Annotated in this window: 19 protein-coding genes and 1 tRNA gene; 9 read left to right on the top strand and 11 right to left on the bottom strand. The window is 31.3% G+C overall.

What is annotated here, in order from left to right; translation table 11 throughout:
* Positions 1-53 precede the first annotated feature (53 nt).
* The 4 genes from BN863_RS13700 to BN863_RS18615 form a co-directional block, all read right to left on the bottom strand.
* On the bottom strand, positions 54-677 hold the full coding sequence (locus BN863_RS13700; RefSeq protein ID WP_038531662.1) for a hypothetical protein: 624 nt from the start codon (positions 675-677) through the stop codon (positions 54-56).
* Complete coding sequence (locus BN863_RS13695) at positions 670-1,161, bottom strand: RNA polymerase sigma factor (RefSeq protein ID WP_038531660.1); 492 nt, start codon at positions 1,159-1,161, stop codon at positions 670-672. Before BN863_RS13695 ends, BN863_RS13700 begins: the two co-directional genes overlap by 8 nt.
* A gap of 655 nt (positions 1,162-1,816) precedes the next feature.
* A complete protein-coding gene (locus BN863_RS13690) occupies positions 1,817-2,254 on the bottom strand; it encodes a hypothetical protein (protein ID WP_038531658.1) in 438 nt (145 codons plus the stop codon).
* A 369-nt stretch (positions 2,255-2,623) separates the two neighbouring features.
* Positions 2,624-2,782, bottom strand: coding sequence for a hypothetical protein (locus BN863_RS18615; protein ID WP_169740922.1), 159 nt, complete (start codon positions 2,780-2,782; stop codon positions 2,624-2,626).
* 823 nt (positions 2,783-3,605) lie between these two features.
* Between BN863_RS18615 and BN863_RS13680 the strand changes: the two genes are divergently transcribed.
* The 7 genes from BN863_RS13680 (at position 3,606) to BN863_RS13650 (ending at position 10,082) form a co-directional block, all read left to right on the top strand.
* The gene (locus BN863_RS13680) at positions 3,606-4,724 is read left to right on the top strand and encodes a tyrosine-type recombinase/integrase (protein WP_158409019.1); all 1,119 of its coding nucleotides are present in this window, start codon (positions 3,606-3,608) and stop codon (positions 4,722-4,724) included.
* A gap of 90 nt (positions 4,725-4,814) precedes the next feature.
* Positions 4,815-6,236, top strand: coding sequence for a hypothetical protein (locus BN863_RS13675; protein ID WP_038531653.1), 1,422 nt, complete (start codon positions 4,815-4,817; stop codon positions 6,234-6,236).
* A 112-nt stretch (positions 6,237-6,348) separates the two neighbouring features.
* Positions 6,349-6,693 carry a helix-turn-helix domain-containing protein gene (locus tag BN863_RS13670; protein ID WP_051774827.1) on the top strand — a complete coding sequence of 115 codons (345 nt, stop codon included), beginning with the start codon at positions 6,349-6,351 and terminating at the stop codon, positions 6,691-6,693.
* Positions 6,693-6,995: a hypothetical protein gene (locus tag BN863_RS13665; RefSeq protein ID WP_038531651.1), complete on the top strand. Its 303-nt coding sequence runs from the start codon at positions 6,693-6,695 to the stop codon at positions 6,993-6,995. The genes BN863_RS13670 and BN863_RS13665 overlap by 1 nt, the downstream gene beginning before the upstream one ends.
* A 3-nt stretch (positions 6,996-6,998) precedes the next feature.
* On the top strand, positions 6,999-8,471 hold the full coding sequence (locus tag BN863_RS13660) for a DNA primase family protein (protein WP_038531649.1): 1,473 nt from the start codon (positions 6,999-7,001) through the stop codon (positions 8,469-8,471).
* A 44-nt stretch (positions 8,472-8,515) separates the two neighbouring features.
* Positions 8,516-9,436 carry a DUF6371 domain-containing protein gene (locus BN863_RS13655; RefSeq protein WP_038533663.1) on the top strand — a complete coding sequence of 307 codons (921 nt, stop codon included), beginning with the start codon at positions 8,516-8,518 and terminating at the stop codon, positions 9,434-9,436.
* Between the two features lie 55 nt (positions 9,437-9,491).
* Entirely contained in the window at positions 9,492-10,082 is a 591-nt protein-coding gene (locus BN863_RS13650; protein WP_038531647.1) for a hypothetical protein, read from the top strand.
* A gap of 424 nt (positions 10,083-10,506) precedes the next feature.
* Here BN863_RS13650 and BN863_RS13645 read toward each other — a convergent pair.
* From BN863_RS13645 to prmA, 3 genes are all read right to left on the bottom strand, one after another.
* Positions 10,507-10,580: transfer RNA gene (locus BN863_RS13645), tRNA-Arg, on the bottom strand.
* Positions 10,581-10,712: 132 nt separating this feature from the next.
* Positions 10,713-10,988: an ATP-dependent Clp protease adaptor ClpS gene (locus BN863_RS13640; RefSeq protein WP_038531646.1), complete on the bottom strand. Its 276-nt coding sequence runs from the start codon at positions 10,986-10,988 to the stop codon at positions 10,713-10,715.
* Between the two features lie 15 nt (positions 10,989-11,003).
* Entirely contained in the window at positions 11,004-11,837 is an 834-nt protein-coding gene (prmA, locus tag BN863_RS13635; RefSeq protein ID WP_038531644.1) for a 50S ribosomal protein L11 methyltransferase, read from the bottom strand.
* 70 nt (positions 11,838-11,907) lie between these two features.
* On the opposite strand from prmA, the gene BN863_RS13630 reads away from it, so the two are divergent.
* Positions 11,908-13,110, top strand: a complete 1,203-nt coding sequence (locus tag BN863_RS13630; RefSeq protein WP_038531642.1) for a porin — start codon at positions 11,908-11,910, stop codon at positions 13,108-13,110.
* A gap of 77 nt (positions 13,111-13,187) precedes the next feature.
* On the opposite strand, the gene tpiA is transcribed toward BN863_RS13630, so the two are convergent.
* The 4 genes from tpiA to BN863_RS13610 are packed head-to-tail and all read right to left on the bottom strand — an operon-like array spanning position 13,188 to position 16,733.
* Positions 13,188-13,937, bottom strand: coding sequence for a triose-phosphate isomerase (tpiA, locus tag BN863_RS13625; protein WP_038531638.1), 750 nt, complete (start codon positions 13,935-13,937; stop codon positions 13,188-13,190).
* A gap of 20 nt (positions 13,938-13,957) precedes the next feature.
* The gene (locus tag BN863_RS13620; RefSeq protein WP_038531636.1) at positions 13,958-15,034 is read right to left on the bottom strand and encodes an ABC transporter permease; all 1,077 of its coding nucleotides are present in this window, start codon (positions 15,032-15,034) and stop codon (positions 13,958-13,960) included.
* Between the two features lie 10 nt (positions 15,035-15,044).
* The gene (locus tag BN863_RS13615) at positions 15,045-16,151 is read right to left on the bottom strand and encodes a BT_3928 family protein (RefSeq protein WP_038531634.1); all 1,107 of its coding nucleotides are present in this window, start codon (positions 16,149-16,151) and stop codon (positions 15,045-15,047) included.
* 42 nt (positions 16,152-16,193) lie between these two features.
* On the bottom strand, positions 16,194-16,733 hold the full coding sequence (locus BN863_RS13610; protein WP_038531632.1) for a DUF1599 domain-containing protein: 540 nt from the start codon (positions 16,731-16,733) through the stop codon (positions 16,194-16,196).
* A gap of 131 nt (positions 16,734-16,864) precedes the next feature.
* Between BN863_RS13610 and folP the strand changes: the two genes are divergently transcribed.
* Complete coding sequence (gene folP / locus BN863_RS13605; protein WP_051774970.1) at positions 16,865-17,638, top strand: dihydropteroate synthase; 774 nt, start codon at positions 16,865-16,867, stop codon at positions 17,636-17,638.

The following is a 17,638-nucleotide window of genomic DNA, read 5'->3' as shown; positions in this document are numbered from 1 at the left end:
TCATTATAATATAACACTTTAAAATAGGGTTTGTATGGTTTGGTGAATCCGGACTACAGTTCTTCCATTTTCTTAATATTCATCCCCAAATCGTCCATATAACTTCCATAACCTTTAGTGTTCATTTTTTTAGCAGCCCATTGTCCCAAAAAGGTTACTAAAGTAGTTAGAACTATTACGGTAATTAAAAAAACAGGGTCTGTTATCAATTCTTTAAACGGAGTTCCTTTCAACATTCTTGGCAGAATTAGAGCAGATACAAACATGACTGGAAAAGCAACCATTCCCCATTTTCTTTCATTTCTTAATGCGCTATTCATTATATCGCGATGCTTTTTCATTTCTGTTAAAGTGTCTTTAGAGGCATCTATATAATCATCCATTTTATTTACTTCTCTAAATAAACTATAACCTCCAATACAATATAATAGAGAGAATACGCCTAGAAAGGCAAGAACAACAGGCTTATCCCAATTCCATAGCATTATTGCCGTGAAAACTGCAATAAAAAATATAAGCCAATACAATTTATATTTTAATCTCTTTTTTAATTCTGAGATGGTCGATGATGATTCTTTTAAGATTGCCTCCATAATGTCTTCTTTTTTAAGTGTTGATGTAGAGAATTTTTCTTCGTTTATTTTTTTCCAAGCTTGATTAAAGTCTAAATTATCCATGAGTCGATTTTTTATAAGATTCAATAATTTGGTTTTTCAATCGATGAATTTTCACATTGATATGGTTTACATTTATTCCTAAAATTTCAGCGATTTCTTTATTTTTATAACTATCTAAATGCAGCGTCATAATGGTCCGATCTACTTTATCTAATTGTTTAATTAGGAGGTACAAAAGTTCATGAGGTTTTTCATTTAATTCGATAGATTTTATATCTGGTAATGATTCTACACTGGTCTCAACCTTCTTGTTTGTTGTCTTTCTGAATGTGAAAACAGTATTTAATGACACGCGATAGAGCCAAGTGGTAAAGCTTGAGCGTTCCTCAAATTTTGGAAAGCTCTTCCATGCTTGTAAGAGAATCTCCTGAAATAAATCTTTTTTATCCTCTGTATTGTCAATATGCAAATTGATTACCTTATAAATGATGCCCTCATTCTGCTGGATCAATTCCACATATTTATCTTTTAAGTCTTTACACATACTTTTTTAGATATTCGTTACATTACATTAGTGTCCAATCAACTATAAAAAATTACAACAATGGCATTTATTTTTTAGGTGAAGATAATTTCGATTATACTTTGAGACGCTTATAGTGAGGAGTTTATTAATAAATACAACTCAAACTAATAAATTATAAACGGTGTGTTTCTTTTGTGTGGGAGTAATTTAAAGGGGTAATACTTAATTTATCCAAATACGTATGAATCAAGAATATGTTATTTGTAGTATTGGTAATCGTTAATTTCTTATTTGCTATAATTCAGTTTCTAGTTCTAATTTTATTTGTTCAACTTTAGTGTTTAGCACTTATATTGGTAAATTGAAAAGGGGTAATACTTAGTTATATCCGTGGTATTTCAAGGTTTTTTGGATGTAAAAAACTGATTATGTTTGGTGTAGATAAGAACTAATAAGCTGGTTTTTCAACATTAGAGAAGAAGTTAGGGAAGGTTGTTTTTTCTTTTACGTAATCGTGTACTCTAATAATTTTAATGTCTAATTCTTTAATTTATTAAGTATGCAGAAGAAACATTTTTATTTATTACTGCTAATTTTAGGTACCGCTTTTTAAATTGCTGTATTTGGATTTATTTGTTTTTTACCACAGTACTTTGTTAGCAAATCGGTTTTTTTATCCGAACAATAATTTCGCTCGTTCATTACCAATTTTATTTAATTCAGATTCAGTTTGTTTATAATTCAATTCGTTAAACATCGTTTTTAATTCAGTCAGATTATTTTCAAACAATTCACTTTCTTGCTTTAAATTCAGTCGTTTTGATAAGTCAGATTTTCCAAACTTTGGTTTTTCCAATTCTGTTTTATTTCTCCTACTTAAAAATGCATTTATCAAGTCCAAGTCATAAAAATTTTCAGAGAAGAGAGAGGAAATCCGAGTTTCGATTATTCCTCTGTCATTTACAATGTCAAAATTCAGCCAACTATTTTTAAAGCGATAAATTCCACCCATTCCGCTAATATCAGATTCAGTCAATTCAAATCCGTTCTTATTCAGAATTCCGATATAATATTTGTTCAAATTATTATCTAAATATTCTTTAATTCCCATTTTCTCATTCTGGTTGCGTTTCCTCAACTGTTTGCCAACGGTTTGGTATAAGAATAGTTGCGTGTTTGCGCGCGAGGAATTTCCGAAGGAAATTCAGATGTAGCAAATACGCAACTACCTTTTTTTAAGCACAAAACAGCAATTATTTTTATACGTTGTTGCCATTTCGTTGTTTTTTCACTTCAAATTATTTCTCTAAATTCCGATTTTCAACGTTTGAGTAAATTCAGTCAGCGTTTTATTCCGGAATATTTTTCAATTCGTTTTGAGTAAGCAATTCCGCAACTTGCTAAATTCCGCACACAATTCGGTTTTTAGTTTTCAATTCAGATTTCAATTTCGCAAACTTGCTCTAATTCCGAAATTCAATTATTTTGGTGATTTACCTACTTTGCCAGTAATAAGTAATCCAATTCCACCACCAATTAAAATCCCAGAAATAAAATCGGTCGCATCATTTTCTAAAGCGAATTGAATTATAATTCCGACAACTAATATTACTAATCCAATAATTCTTATTTTATTCATGTTTTTTCGATTTTGAGTGCGTTCCGCAATGAATGGCAACGTTTGTATATAGTATATAAGTGTTATATACCTCAAATATAACACATATGTAAAGGATGTTCTATTTCGTATTAATGAAATTACTTTAAAAAATTATTAATGTACTTCCAATTTCTTAAACTGAAGTTTTATCTTTCTAAATGTTTAAAACAGATAGCGCCAAACAATGAGCCCTACATTTTGTTGTTGTCTTCAACAATTCTTGTTATATCAAAAGAGAATAAATATTAGTGCCCTATTATTTTAAATAATGTAGTAAGTGTAGCAAATGTAGCTAGAAATAGAAACTGTATTTTTGATTCTGTTGAGATTATGGGACTTTAATTTGAATAGATCTATTCAGTAGAATATGACTGGAGAAGAGATTTAATTGTCTGAAAAGTGTGAAAATAGTGTGAATATGGAAATAAAAAAAGGGCTTCAATTTCTTGAAACCCTTTTAAACACTAGTGACCTCGACTGGATTCAAACCAGTAACCTCTTGAGCCGTAATCAAGAATAAGCTTATTCGTTTGTTACTTAATTGTTCATTGAATACTATTAAAACCTAATGTTTAAGGCTAATATACAATATTTATTTAATATCCGTTATTTGTTTATTATTGATATTTTTCTGCAAATATTCTGCAAATGATTATATTTGCAGAAATAAAAGACAATGAGTTACAATATTTCAATTCGGTTAGATAACAGACGTAAAAAGGATAGTGGTAAATATCCTGTTAAATTAAGAGTTTATGGTAAAGCTACTCAAAAGGAAAAGTGGTACTCTTTAGATATTGACATGACCGAAAAGGAATTTGATACAATTTGGACAAATACTAATGATACAAAATTACGAGGTACAAATAAAGAAGCCCGTTTAAAACTTCAAGCCATAGAAACAAGGGCTAACGATGAAGCTAAACAGATGACTGTTTTTGACTTTGGAAAATTTGAAACCAAACTATTTCGTAGATCTTCAGATAAAAATAATGTTAAGTATCATTTTGATACAATCATCCAAAAAAACATTAAAAACAATAAAATAGGAACATCTGAAAGTTATAAATACACTTTAAACTCTTTAGCTAATTTTAGCGAAACTCAAAAGAAATGTAAAATTGAAAAGTTGACATTTGATACTATTACAGCTGATTGGCTTAATGAATATCAAAATTTTATGTTAGCCAAGGGTAAGAGTTATACTACTATTGCTATTTATACAAGAACGTTAAGAGTTGTTTTTAATGTTGCTATTGAAGAAAATGACATAAGTAACGATATTTATCCGTTTGGAAAAAACAAATACAAAATTCCAAGAACCAAAAAAGTAAAAAAGGCATTAAACTCAAAACAATTAAAAACCTTATTTGATGCTGATGCTACAAATGACAATGAACAACTAGCTAAAGATTTTTGGTTTTTTAGTTATGCTTGCAATGGAATGAATTTTAAAGATATTGCTTTATTAAAATATTCAGACATTCAAAATGATAGGTTTTCATATTACAGGGCTAAAACATTTGATAAAACAGCTGAGAAAACTGTAATTACAATTCATTTAACCGATTTTACAAAAGATATTATTTCTAAATACGGTAATAAGTCAAAAAGTGGTTTTGTCTTTAATATTTTAGAAATTCAAGATTCAAGCGAAACCCAATACAAAAAAATTAAAAACTTCACTCGATTAATTAACGACCACATTAAAAGAATAGCCAAAAATAATGATCTACCAAATGATATTTCAACGTACTGGGCAAGACATTCTTTTGCAACCAACTCACTCCGTAAAGGTGCAAGTATGGAGTTTATAAGTGAAGCATTAAACCATAGTGACCTGAACGTTACAAAAAACTATTTTGCAGGTTTTGAAGATGATGCAAAAAAAGACTTCGCAAATTCATTACTAGACTTTTAAACTTGTAAATGTCAGTAACTATTCATAATTATTTTATTTGTATCGACCTACATTTAGTACATTACCTACATTATTTTAAATAAAAGACAAATGAAACCAACTCAACTGATTATCGGAGGAAAAATAAAAGCAGTTAATTATTCTTTTTTAGATAAACCAATATTCACAGCTGAAGTTGATAGTTACTCATTACCCTATCCAGTTGAACCAACAAAAGGTAAACATATTTTAGAAAACTGTAATGATTGCAGAAATAATAGATTGATTTTAATAGATGAAATTAACTCTAAATTTAAAGACTTCCCTAATTGTTGTGAGCTTCATAAAAATTTGAATGACAAAAATTTCTTTAATAAAAACGATTATGTTGGAATAGCTGAAATGATAGCAGATAAAGTATTGTTTACTTACCAGCATATTATTAATAATATTGATAACGATGATTGGTATGATGAAATAATATCTTATTTCAATTATAATATAGATAGTTTTGGGAAACTACCAATTGATTGCGGAGAACCATTCCAACTGGGTAATTATCACTACTATTTATTAAACTTATTAAAGAATATAGAAAATGAAATAAAATCGGATAAGATTTCACCTGTTGAGGTTAGAACCCGTATAAACAAAGTAAGAGGGTTGATTGATATTGAAAATGAACCTTTGGAAGAAAGCAATAAAACAGATTTAAATCTTTTACTGTCGACCTATGATAATTGGTTTAAATCTTTCCCTTTTGATTTGCCTTACTTTAAACATTTAGAAATTAAGTTTAAACGTGTAATTCCAATATTTACAGGTAAAAAAAGGTTCAATAAATACTTGAAAAAAACTCAATTAGAGCCACATACTAAAGAAAGTTTAAGTGTTACTTTACTTCAAACTACACATAATATATTAAAGAGTGTAAACGGTGCGACATTATACGATAAGGGATTGCTTAATAATACCGAAAAAATAGCAGTTGATTTAATAGTTGAAAATAGAAAGTTAGAATTATTAGAATTTAGTTCTTTACCTAATAAGCAAAAAGCGGATTATGTTAAGGCATTAAAAAAATGGTTTAAACAGGAAAAGAAATTTATAAAAGAAATTACTCCTTTTGTTCAAAAATTGCCACGAACTGAAATGACCTCAAAAAATGAACTCACTAAAGAAGCTCTTTTTGAAATGCAAAATAAACTAACTACTAAGATATTAATTTCAGAAGTATTTAATCATTTCGATATTTTAACAAAAACCACTAATAAAAATAATGAATTCTATTTGACCAATGAACAATTATTAATTTTTATAAAATCAACTTTTGTCGATTTGGAACCTCATAAGCAAGATTTCAATTGTAAATATTTTATAAAGAAAAATATTAGAAAGGTCTTTTTTAACTTCTATGTTAACAATAAGAATAGAGAAACAAATTTGACTAATATTAAGCGAAAATATTTTAATATAATGAATAACGCTTTTAATGGATTTAATGAAAATGATTATACAGATTTCGCTAAGTAAAAACCTTAAAACGCACCTAACAGACCTAAAGTTAACCCTAATGACCTTTAACTGTTTTTAGATCTGTAACAAACAGATAACTATGCACTTATAATTATAAAATAAGTGTAAAATGGAAACATTAAAGTTTGAAAATCTACCGAATGCAGTCGCTGAACTTCAAAAAGTACAAAGCGAAATTTTAGCCTTACTACTTAATAAGGCTGAACAGCAACAACCCGAAATCGAAACACCTATACAACTCGAGGATGTTGTACCAATTACGGGATTAACTAAGCCAACTCTTTATGGTTATGTTCAACGTAACGAAATACCTTATCATAAAAAGGGAAACCGTTTATATTTTTTCAAGACCGAAATTGTAGACTGGATTAAAACAGGAAAGCAAAAGACTTTAAAAGAGTTGGAAGCTGAAACAGATCTGTATTTGTCTAACAAAAATAAAGGGTTGAAATAATGAAAAATCACCACAACAACCCGAATAAAAGACAAGGGCAAGATACTAAAAATGTTGATGCTATACAACTATTCAACATACTGTACAAGAAACCTATAAGCAGAAGAATGAGTGCGACTTTATTAGGTTATACTGATCAAACTTATATGGTTACGCAAATCATTTTTGATTGGATTCAAAATGGACACGCTCAAGTGGTTGGACAAATCAAATGCAAAAGGTCAAACCGTTTTGTTGAAGCGATTACAACTAATCCTGATTACTTTATTGTGGATAACAATAATCAATTAAGTCTGTTTTAAACTATGGAAACAAGAAAATCAAATATTGGTATTGATGACATACTAAACGAAACAGAAAGCATTTTAGAAGCCGTTAAAGTTGACAAAGAGTATCTTAAGCAGAATCAAGTACTAAATATTTTAAACGAAATGCTCAAATACATTGAACCAGTTAATTTTAGGAAATACTGTAAAATGGATAACGAAAAAGACAAGCTACAAAAGAAACATTTTTTAGTTGCTTGTATTGAGTTGCTTCTAAAGACCGTAAACGATAACGGGTTTAGTCTTTGCCGTAAAAGTGAATTTATCTATTTGTATAATTCCGAATACTGGGAAAATGTAAGCGATGAAGTTTTTAAGGATTTTTTAGGCGATGTTGCTCTTGAAATGGGAGTAGATAAATTTGATGCTAAACACCATCTTTTTAAAGATGAGTTGTATAAACAGTTTATTGCAGATGCAGGACTTAAAGAGATTAAGCCAACAAGCGGAACTACTTTAATAAACCTCGACAATGGCACTTTTGAAATAACACCAAAGAAGCAGTTTTTAAGACCATTTAAGAAGTCCGATTTTTTAACTTATCAATTACCTTTTTCCTATGACAAAGAAGCAACAGCACCACAGTTTAAAAGGTTTTTAGATGAGGTTTTACCCGAACCCGAACTACAAAACATACTTGCGGAATATTTAGGCTATATTTTTGTAAAGAACAGCGTATTAAAGCTCGAAAAGGTTTTATTGTTATTTGGTACTGGTGCAAATGGTAAGAGTGTTTTGTTTGAGGTGCTTATGGCTTTATTAGGCACTCAAAATGTTGCAAACTATTCTTTACAGTCCTTAACGGCTGAAAATGGAAATTCAAGAGCTATGTTAGTAAATAAGTTGCTCAACTACGCAAGTGAGATAAACGGCAAATTGGAAAGCAATATTTTTAAACTTCTTATTTCAGGCGAACCAGTAGAAGCAAGATTATTGTATAAGAACACGCAAACCATTTCAGACTATGCAAGATTTATGTTTAATTGTAATGAGTTGCCTAAAGAGGTTGAAAACACAAACGCCTTTTTTCGTAGGTTTATAATTCTACCTTTTAGAGTTACCATACCACCAAACAAACAAGATAAAGAACTTTCAAGCCGTATAATTGAAACGGAATTATCGGGCGTGTTTAACTGGGTTTTAAATGGCTTAACTCGACTACTTCAAAACAAAGACTTTTCGCAAAGTAATATTGTTCAAAATGAAGTATTACAGTATCAAAAAGAAAGCGATAGTGTAATGATGTTTTTAGAAGATGAAAACTACCAAAGTTCAGTTGACTATGATAGATCATTAAAAGATGTTTATTCAGAATATAAAACCTACTGTTTAGATAGCGGTTATCGTTTATGTTCAAACCGTACCTTTTCAAGTCGATTAAGAAAAAATGGTTTTAGGGTTGAACGCAAATCTTATGGTAATGCCGTTTATATTGAAAAACAATTAATGTAGATAGTGTATCAAATGTACCTCTAAAAAAAATAAAATTTAGCAGTATGAATGAATATAGATACATATTAGAGCCTTACAGCGGTATGAAAACACGTTATCGTTGTCCTAACTGCAATAAAAAAGGAGTCTTCACTAGATACATAGATTTAAATACCAACGAGCATTTAAATGATGCCGTTGGTTGTTGTAGTCGTATAATTAAGTGCGGTTATCATTATAAACCAAAGCAATATTTTCAAGACAATAATATTTCATTTGATAAAACAATAGCAAGTAATTACATAAAACCACAGTCCGAGCCAAAACCAAAAATGAGTTGTATTAATGTTGAGGTAATGCGTAAAAGTAAAACAAGTACAAATACTAATTATTTTATTGATTATTTAGCTAGCCTTTGGGATTACGACACAGCTTATTATTTAACAGACAAATATAATATTGGAACTTCTAAACTTTGGAAAGGCTCAACTGTATTTTGGCAAGTAGATAAAAACAACAACGTTAGAAGCGGTAAAATAATGTTATACAACGCTTCTAACGGTAAAAGAATAAAAGAGCCTTATAACCACATTAATTGGGCGCATAAGGCTTTAAAATTAGAGAATTTCAATTTAGAACAATGTTATTTCGGAGAACACTTGATTAATCAAGATAAATCAAAACCAATAGCTATAGTTGAAAGTGAAAAAACAGCAATTATTTCAAGTGTCTATTTGCCCGAATTTATTTGGTTAGCGTGTGGAAGTGCTAACAACCTCAATGAAGCAAAAACCAAAGTTTTAAAAGGGCGTAACGTAGTGTTATTTCCCGATCTTAAGTGTTATAATCTATGGAATGACAAAATACCACTACTTACCAGTCTAGCTACTTTTAGAACCTCAACCCTTTTAAGAGATAAAGCAACCGAAACAGAAAAAGAGCAAGGTTTAGACCTTGCAGATTATTTAATTAAAATAAAACCGTAAAACTTGATTAATCAATTTAATATTCCCTAAGGATTTAGGTTAAAAAATTTACACGATGCCAAAATTATCGACATTTCCATACATATTTGACGAAGAAAAATGTATTTCAATTTCAGATTTAAAGAAGTTGAAATACTTTAATAAAAATAACCTTGTAAGTGGTACAATAAACTGGACTAATAGAGGTGTTAAAACTGGTAGTATTGGAATATCTGTATTAATGACTAATAAAACAAACGTAGTAAGTTTTGATTATAAATGTAATAATAACGAATATAAATATGAAGTTCAGCTTATAGCCATACCGTCAAATTTAGGTAAGGGTAAAGTATGGTATTTTCTTTGTCCTTTTACTGCTAAGCGTTGCCGTAAACTTCATTTAATAGATGAAAGGTTTATGCACCGTTCAGCCTTGCCAAGTGGTATGTATTCAAAACAAACTCATAGCAAGAAATGGCGTCAAATGGAAGCTGTTTTTGGAACTTATTTCGATAGAGATGATATTTATGATGAGCTTTATAGTAAGCACTTTAAAAGATTCTACAAAGGCAAGCCAACTAAACGGTATTTTAAATTATTAAAAAAGATTAAACAGGCTGAAAAGATAACTCCCAATGATATTGAAAAATTAATGATTTTAGGGTAAGAGTACTTTTGAAGTATAGTATTCTTTTTTATAATAATTAATAACGTATGGCTTTAGTCAAAACATTATTAAAACACTGTTAGTCAATAGTGTTAAGGCTTCTGTTTGAAAATAAAAAAGTAAAGCCCCATACCCCCCTAAAGTTAACTTTTGTTACCTATTATACCCCTGTACACACTAATTTTTTGAGATTTTGAAAAAGTTGGTGTATCGCAGTGAGGTAATTTTATTTAAAAGAGTTAATAGGTTGTATTAGAATTGATACTACTATTTTAAATAAAGAGAAACAATTCATTAATGATTCTTTTTGATTAACTAAGAAATAGTAAGGTAATTAAGTGCTAAATATTGATTTTTCTGCAAATTTTCTGCAAATGGAAATAAAAAAAGGGCTTCAATTTCTTGAAACCCTTATAAACAGTAGTGACCTCGACTGGATTCAAACCAGTAACCTCTTGAGCCGTAATCAAGTGCGCTATTCAGTTGCGCCACGAGGCCGTTTTTGTGGGTGCAAATATATGAGCTTTATTGAATTCTACCAAATTATTTGCGTTTAATTTTTAATAAAAATGAATACAATTTTTTGTCTAAAAACGAATCGCAGTGTAATGTTTTGTGATTCAGTAGGTTTTAAACAATTTCTGCGCTTAACCCAGCTTCTAATAATTTAGAACAACGTGGTTCTAATTCTTTATACGGACCAGTTTTAACAGTACATTTTCCTTTATAATGCACAATTATTGAACATTGCTCGGCTTGTTCTGGAGTATGTTCGCATACGTAAACAAGTGTGTTTATAACATGGTCGAAGGTGTTTACTTCATCATTGTATAACACAATCTCATTTTCTTTCTTCTCTTTGGTTTCAACGAGAACCTCTTCTAATACCTCTTCCTTAGTGCTCATTTTAAATCTTTTTTGCTAATTTAAAAATTTTAAAGCTACCCAATTATTTCGTTCTATTTTTTCGCTAAGTTTTAACATATTTTTATGGCATTCCGCTTCAATAGTTGGGATGTCGTCGTTATAAAAGCCACTTAAAAACAAAGCTCCGTTTTTATTTAAACAAGATGCATATGTTTTAATATCATTTAATAAAATGTTTCTATTAATATTAGCGATTATAATATCGTAGCTTTTGCCTTCTAATAAGCTAGCGTCACCCTCGTAAACTGTAATGTTTTTACAAGCGTTACGTTCAACATTTTCTATACTATTTAAATAGCACCAGTTATCAATATCTATAGCATCTAAAGTTGTTGCACCTCTCATCTCGGCAAGAATTGCTAAAACTCCAGTTCCGCATCCCATGTCTAATACCGATTTGCCTTCGAAATCTGTTTTTAAGATATGCTGAATCATCATGTGGGTTGTTTCATGATGTCCAGTTCCAAAACTCATTTTTGGTTCAATTATAATATCGTATTTGGTGTCGAATTTGTCATGAAAAGGAGCACGTACGGCACACACATCATCTACAACTATCGGATTAAAGTTCTTTTCCCATTCTTCGTTCCAATTGGTTTGTTCAATATCTTCATACGTATAGGTAATTTCAAACTCATCTGAACCCAAAATTTGTATATCTTCAAGAATGTTTTCATTCCATTCTTCCTTCTGAATATAGGCCGTAACACCAGTTTCTGTTTCAACAAAACTTTCAAATCCGGCATAACCTAATTCTGCAATTAGTATTTCTACACCTGGTTGTAATGGTGCTACTTTAAAGTCGTAACCGATATATATTTCTGACATGTAATTTTTTTTTACAAATTTACTAAGTATTAAACAGATACTGTTAAATTTGTCCTAAAACTAAACAGTCATGAACAAAATTATTGTTGCCCTTGTATTGCTTGCTATAGGTTTTACTGCTAAAGCACAAAATGACAATGATATTAAACTGGCCGCCTTGCCTTATTATACCTTCGGGAAAGGGGTAGGTTTAACCTCGCCAGACAGTATTTTTAAGTTAAATATTCGCTTTAGAATGCAAAATCGTGCGACGTACCTCGAGTCTGAAACCGATAAAAACGGTGTAGAAGCCATGGTTAGACGTATGCGTTTAAAATTTGATGGCTATGTAGGAGATCCTAAATTTGTATATGTTGTGCAGTTGTCTTTTGCTCCCGGAGATGTGGGTGTGATTGAAGATGGCGATAATATTAATATTATTAGAGATGCGGTTGTGTTTTACCGCCCGAACGAACATTGGAATATTGGATTCGGACAAACAAAATTACCGGGTAACAGACAGCGTATAAACTCGTCTGGAGCGTTACAATTAACAGACCGTACTATTAATAATGCGAGTTTTAATATTGATCGTGATTTTGGTTTGCAAGTGTATTATTTAAATGAAAGACCAGACAATTTCTCATACAATATAAAAACAGCGATTTCTACTGGAGAAGGTCGAAATTGGACTAAATTACCAGAAACAGGATTGGCATACACAGCACGTTTAGAATTGTATCCGTTTGGAGCATTTACTGATAATGGAACTTTTTTTGAAGGTGATATAGCTCGCGAACCAACTCCAAAACTAATGCTTTCTGGAGTCTATCATTATAATGAAGGTGCGCGTAGAACACGAGGTACTTTAGGTTTAGATTTGTTCGAACAACGCGATTTAACTTCTCTGTTGTTTGACGCCATTGTAAAGTATAATGGTTGGGCGTTCCAAACTGCTTATATGAAACGAATGGCAGATAACCCTATTACTTATAACCCAGAAGATAGTAGTGAGTTTCGTTATGTAGTTGCAGGAGAAGGATTCGATGCGCAAGCCAGTTATATTTTTCCAAATAATTATGAAATTATAGGGCGCTACTCTAACCAAAAACCGAATAATGATGTGGCTTTAGTGATGCCAGAAACAAATCAATACAGTTTAGGAATTACCAAATACATTTGGGAGCACAGTTTAAAACTTCAAGCAGAATTAACTAAAACAGATTTTACTTTGAATAATACTATTGATACCGATAGTTGGTATTTACGTTTTCAAGTCGAAATAGGTATTTAAAACATTTTTTATTATCTATTAAAAGAGGCTGTCTTAATTTAAGACAGCCTCTTTTTTGTATATATGTTGTTGTAAATTTAAAAAGCATTTACAATGGCAAAGAAATCGTCTGCGTTTAATGCAGCTCCACCAATTAACCCTCCATCTACATCAGGCTTAGAGAAAATTTCTTGTGCATTTCCTGGCTTTACACTTCCTCCGTATAAAATAGAAACACTGTCGGCAACGTCTGCACCGTAAGTGTCTGCTAGAGTTTTTCTAATAAAAGCGTGCATGTCTTGTGCTTGCTCAGGACTAGCTGTTTCTCCAGTTCCAATAGCCCAAACAGGTTCGTAAGCCAAAACAATATTTTTAAAAGCATCTGCTTCTAAATGAAACAATGCATTCTTAATTTGGCTACCCACAACCGCTTCATGGTTTTCAGATTTTCTATCGGCTAGTTCTTCCCCAAAACAAAAAATTACACGCATGTCGCTAGCTAATGCAGCATCTACTTTTTTAGCTAATAATTCGTCAGTCTCATTAAAATAAGCACGACGCTCGCTATGACCCAGAATTACTGTTTTAACACCAACACTTTTTAACATGCTCGCGCTAACTTCACCAGTATATGCTCCATTTTCTGCAAAGTGCATGTTTTGTGCAATCACTTCAATAGCGTTATCTTTTAATGTATTATAAGCAGACCAAAGGTTCGTAAACGTTGGTGCTATCATAACTTCTGCATCAGATGTTATTGTTTTGTTTTTTAATGCTGTTAGCAACGTTTCTGTTTGTGCTAAATCATTGTTCATTTTCCAATTTCCTGCAACGATGTTCTTTCTCATAATTATTTTAGTCTTAAAATTTATTGAAGTTTTACTTTTGGATCTAACCAAGCATATACTATATCTACAAAAATATTGATTATTATGAATAAAAGTGCAATTACGAGCACAGATCCCATAATAACAGGTAAATCTAAAGTGTTTAAAGCGTTTACTATTTCTTTTCCTAAGCCATTCCAACCAAAAACGTATTCTACAAACACAGCTCCTGCTAGCATAGATGCAAACCAACCCGAAATTGCTGTTACAACAGGGTTTAAGGCATTCTTAATAGCATGTTTTTTTATGATTTGAAATTCGGTTAAGCCTTTGGCTCTTGCTGTTCTAATATAATCTTGATTGAATACTTCTAATAACGAGTTTCTCATCAGTTGTATAACTACAGCGAGTGGACGAATTCCTAAAACAATAGCAGGCAAGATTAAATTTTTCCATTTAATATGCATGGCTTCACCAAAATCGTCTAATTCGTATAGGCTTCCCGTCATTTCTAAATGGGTATAGTTGTGCAACAGATATCCAAAAAACCAAGCAAATAAAATAGCGCTAAAAAAAGAAGGGACGCTCATACCTATTGTGCTTAAAAACTGAATGCTTTTGTCGATAAAAGTGTCTTTGTATAATGCCGAGACAATCCCTAATATAACTCCAATTAGTATAGCAATTATTATAGCTGTTACAGCTAATATAAAGGTGTTTGGTAAGGTTTCTGCTAAAACACTACTTACCTTTTTACCTTGTTTAGTAAAAGATTCTCGTAAATATGGTGTTTTAAGAACTACGCGGGTATGTCCTAATTGGAATAGAGGAAGGGCATTATATTTTCCGTCGCGTAAAAAGGTGTAATCTTCTGGGCTAGACGAATGAAAAGATATTGGCGATAAATCATTTAAATAGTAACCAAACTGTACATTTAAAGGTTTATCGAAACCGTATTTGTGCTTAATTATTGCTAATTGTTCACTGTCTTCATTTTGCCCAAGCATCATTTGTGCTGGGTCTCCAGGTAATACATTAAATAAAAAGAAGATAACTGTAACTACACCAAACAATGTTAGTAATGCGTAAAATAATTTATTTAGGATATAGTATAACACAAGCTATCTTTTAATTCACTTTAATAAGATTTAAATCGTCTACATCGTTCCAATGTACTTTTTGTGTTACTGTACCCTGATTTAAAATTAAAACACCAGGATTAGAACGAACTATGGTTTTTAAAGCTGTTTCGTCTGAGAAGTAAAAGTCGAATTTAAAATGGTATTCTTCTTTTAATATATTTTGAATATCTTCACCAGAAGCTGTTAATCCAATAACTCTATAACCGTTTTCGGTTGCTTTATCGGCTACATTTTTAATAGCTTGTAAGCCTAATTTTTCAGATTTCTCTAAATTATATGCTATTAATAACACTACATGGTCGTCGTGTAAAATATCTTCTGTATAATCTTGTCCATCACGCTCTATCGAGAAATCGTGAATTGGCGCTTCGTAACCAGGGTCGATAACTTCGGTATCTACACTTATAAAGTCGCCTTCTACAGTAGGATAGGAACCTTTAGTGGTAATAACCTCTTCTTTACCGTTTACGTTAAATTTCCACATGTAATCAATATCGGCTTTTGGTGCGTCGTCGGGAACAATCATGTTCTCCCATAAATTTGCTCCCACTTTATAAGGTCTAAAATCTACAGTAGGTAAGTGCATTAATACATGATACCCAAAACCTAGACAACCAATAAAACCTAGTAATGCTAATACGGTGGTCTGAAATGTGCTAAACACAGGTTTTATATAACGAACTCCAGCAAATAAAATTAAGATGAAAAACAAGAGGACAATATCCTTAGAAAAAGATTCCCACGGCGTTAATTTAATGGCGTCTCCAAAACAACCACAGTCGGTAACTTTATTAAAATAAGCAGAGTAGAAGGTAAGGAACGTGAAAAAGATAATCATGAGCAATAAACTCCATACCGTAAATTTGGGTTTGTAGCCTATAAGTAGAAAGATTCCTAGTAATACTTCGAAAACCACAACTAAAATTGAAATAATTAAAGCATAAGGCTCTAAAAATGTTAAGTTAAGGACAGCGGCGCTAAAGTATTCTTCTAATTTAAAAGAAAAACCAATTGGGTCATTCAGTTTAATTAATCCTGAAATGATGAATAATACACCAACGAAAATGCGACTAAAACTTACTAATGCTTTCATATATTTTGGGGAGATTCTTTACGGTCTACTTATTAAATTTAGTTATTTAGCGTCTAAATGAATTAAAGCAAATACCGAATAGTTTATCATGTCTTGGTAGTTGGCATCAATACCTTCGCTCACTAAGGTTTTTCCTTTATTATCTTCAATTTGTTTTACACGCAGTAATTTCTGAAGAATTAAATCGGTAAGCGAGCTTACACGCATATCGCGCCAAGCTTCACCATAATCATGATTTTTATCTAACATTAACTGCTTGGTTTGTGCAATTTTTGCATCGTATAAATCGGTTGCTTCAATAGTGCTTAAATCGGGTTGATTGGCTACACCTTTTTCTAATTGAATTAACGCCATAATGCAATAGTTAATTACACCAATAAATTCAGACACTTCATCTTCATCAACTTTATGAACGTCATTTTCTTGTAATCCTCGTATACGTTGCGCTTTTATAAAAATCTGATCGGTTAATGATGGCAGTCTTAAAATACGCCAAGCGCAGCCATAATCTTTCATCTTATTGATAAACAAACTTCTACATATTGTTATTGCAGCGTCGTATTGTTTTGAGGTATCTTGCATAAATTGAATTGAATTTTCCGTAAATTTCGCATAATTTAATGGAATAACAAACTTTAAGCATTTCTATATCTGTTTTGAATAAAACTATCAACTGTAAAGGTCAACTTATCGATATTTCTACGCCCAAAGTTATGGGGATTTTAAATCTTACTCCAGATTCTTTTTACGATGGCGGAAGCTATAAAAATGAAACCGATATTATAAATCAGGTAGAACACATGCTAAATGCAGGTGCTACGTTTATAGATGTTGGTGCGTATAGTTCGCGACCAGATGCCGAACACGTTTCTGAAGCCGAAGAACTATCTAGAATTTTACCTGTAGTAGAATTATTAATAGATGCTTTTCCTGAACTTATTTTATCTATAGATACCTTTAGAAGCACCATCGCTAAAGCTTGTATTGAAGCTGGAGCAGCTATGATTAACGATATTTCTGCAGGTTTGTTAGATGAAGACATGTTGGAAACAGTTGGCGCATTAAAGGTGCCTTACATTATGATGCATATGCGAGGCACGCCACAAACCATGCAACAACACACAGATTATAATGATCTGCCAAAAGAGATGCTTTTTTATTTTTCTGAACGTATTGCTTTAGCACGACAACATGGAATAATGGATATTGTTGTAGATCCTGGATTTGGATTTTCGAAAACACTTCAGCAGAATTTTGAATTGCTAAACACACTCGAACTTTTAAAGATTACCGATTTACCAATGCTTGTTGGGGCGTCTAGAAAATCTATGATTTATAAAACGTTAAACACATCGGCTAAACATGCTTTAAATGGCACTACAGTTATAAATACCATAAGTTTGCAAAAAGGCACTTCAATTTTAAGAGTACACGATGTAAAAGAGGCTATGGAATGTATTACACTTGTAAATGCCTTAAAACACTAA

This window comes from Formosa agariphila KMM 3901 (assembly GCF_000723205.1).
Lineage (GTDB): Bacteria > Bacteroidota > Bacteroidia > Flavobacteriales > Flavobacteriaceae > Formosa > Formosa agariphila.
This window is presented reverse-complemented; position numbering and strand designations above follow the sequence as displayed.

Bases quoted from the DNA above. Each gene is read 5' to 3' on its own strand.
- BN863_RS13700 (WP_038531662.1), bottom strand. From the start codon at position 677: ATGGATAATTTAGACTTTAATCAAGCTTGGAAAAAAATAAACGAAGAA.
- tpiA (WP_038531638.1), bottom strand. From the start codon at position 13,937: ATGAGAAAGAACATCGTTGCAGGAAATTGGAAAATGAACAATGATTTA.
- BN863_RS13680 (WP_158409019.1), top strand. From the start codon at position 3,606: ATGACCGAAAAGGAATTTGATACAATTTGGACAAATACTAATGATACA.
- BN863_RS13655 (WP_038533663.1), top strand. From the start codon at position 8,516: ATGAATGAATATAGATACATATTAGAGCCTTACAGCGGTATGAAAACA.
- BN863_RS13670 (WP_051774827.1), top strand. From the start codon at position 6,349: ATGGAAACATTAAAGTTTGAAAATCTACCGAATGCAGTCGCTGAACTT.
- BN863_RS13695 (WP_038531660.1), bottom strand. From the start codon at position 1,161: ATGTGTAAAGACTTAAAAGATAAATATGTGGAATTGATCCAGCAGAAT.
- prmA (WP_038531644.1), bottom strand. From the start codon at position 11,837: ATGTCAGAAATATATATCGGTTACGACTTTAAAGTAGCACCATTACAA.
- BN863_RS13665 (WP_038531651.1), top strand. From the start codon at position 6,693: ATGAAAAATCACCACAACAACCCGAATAAAAGACAAGGGCAAGATACT.
- BN863_RS13675 (WP_038531653.1), top strand. From the start codon at position 4,815: ATGAAACCAACTCAACTGATTATCGGAGGAAAAATAAAAGCAGTTAAT.
- BN863_RS13660 (WP_038531649.1), top strand. From the start codon at position 6,999: ATGGAAACAAGAAAATCAAATATTGGTATTGATGACATACTAAACGAA.
- BN863_RS13610 (WP_038531632.1), bottom strand. From the start codon at position 16,733: ATGCAAGATACCTCAAAACAATACGACGCTGCAATAACAATATGTAGA.
- BN863_RS13650 (WP_038531647.1), top strand. From the start codon at position 9,492: ATGCCAAAATTATCGACATTTCCATACATATTTGACGAAGAAAAATGT.
- BN863_RS13640 (WP_038531646.1), bottom strand. From the start codon at position 10,988: ATGAGCACTAAGGAAGAGGTATTAGAAGAGGTTCTCGTTGAAACCAAA.
- folP (WP_051774970.1), top strand. From the start codon at position 16,865: ATGGGGATTTTAAATCTTACTCCAGATTCTTTTTACGATGGCGGAAGC.
- BN863_RS13615 (WP_038531634.1), bottom strand. From the start codon at position 16,151: ATGAAAGCATTAGTAAGTTTTAGTCGCATTTTCGTTGGTGTATTATTC.
- BN863_RS18615 (WP_169740922.1), bottom strand. From the start codon at position 2,782: ATGAATAAAATAAGAATTATTGGATTAGTAATATTAGTTGTCGGAATT.
- BN863_RS13630 (WP_038531642.1), top strand. From the start codon at position 11,908: ATGAACAAAATTATTGTTGCCCTTGTATTGCTTGCTATAGGTTTTACT.
- BN863_RS13690 (WP_038531658.1), bottom strand. From the start codon at position 2,254: ATGGGAATTAAAGAATATTTAGATAATAATTTGAACAAATATTATATC.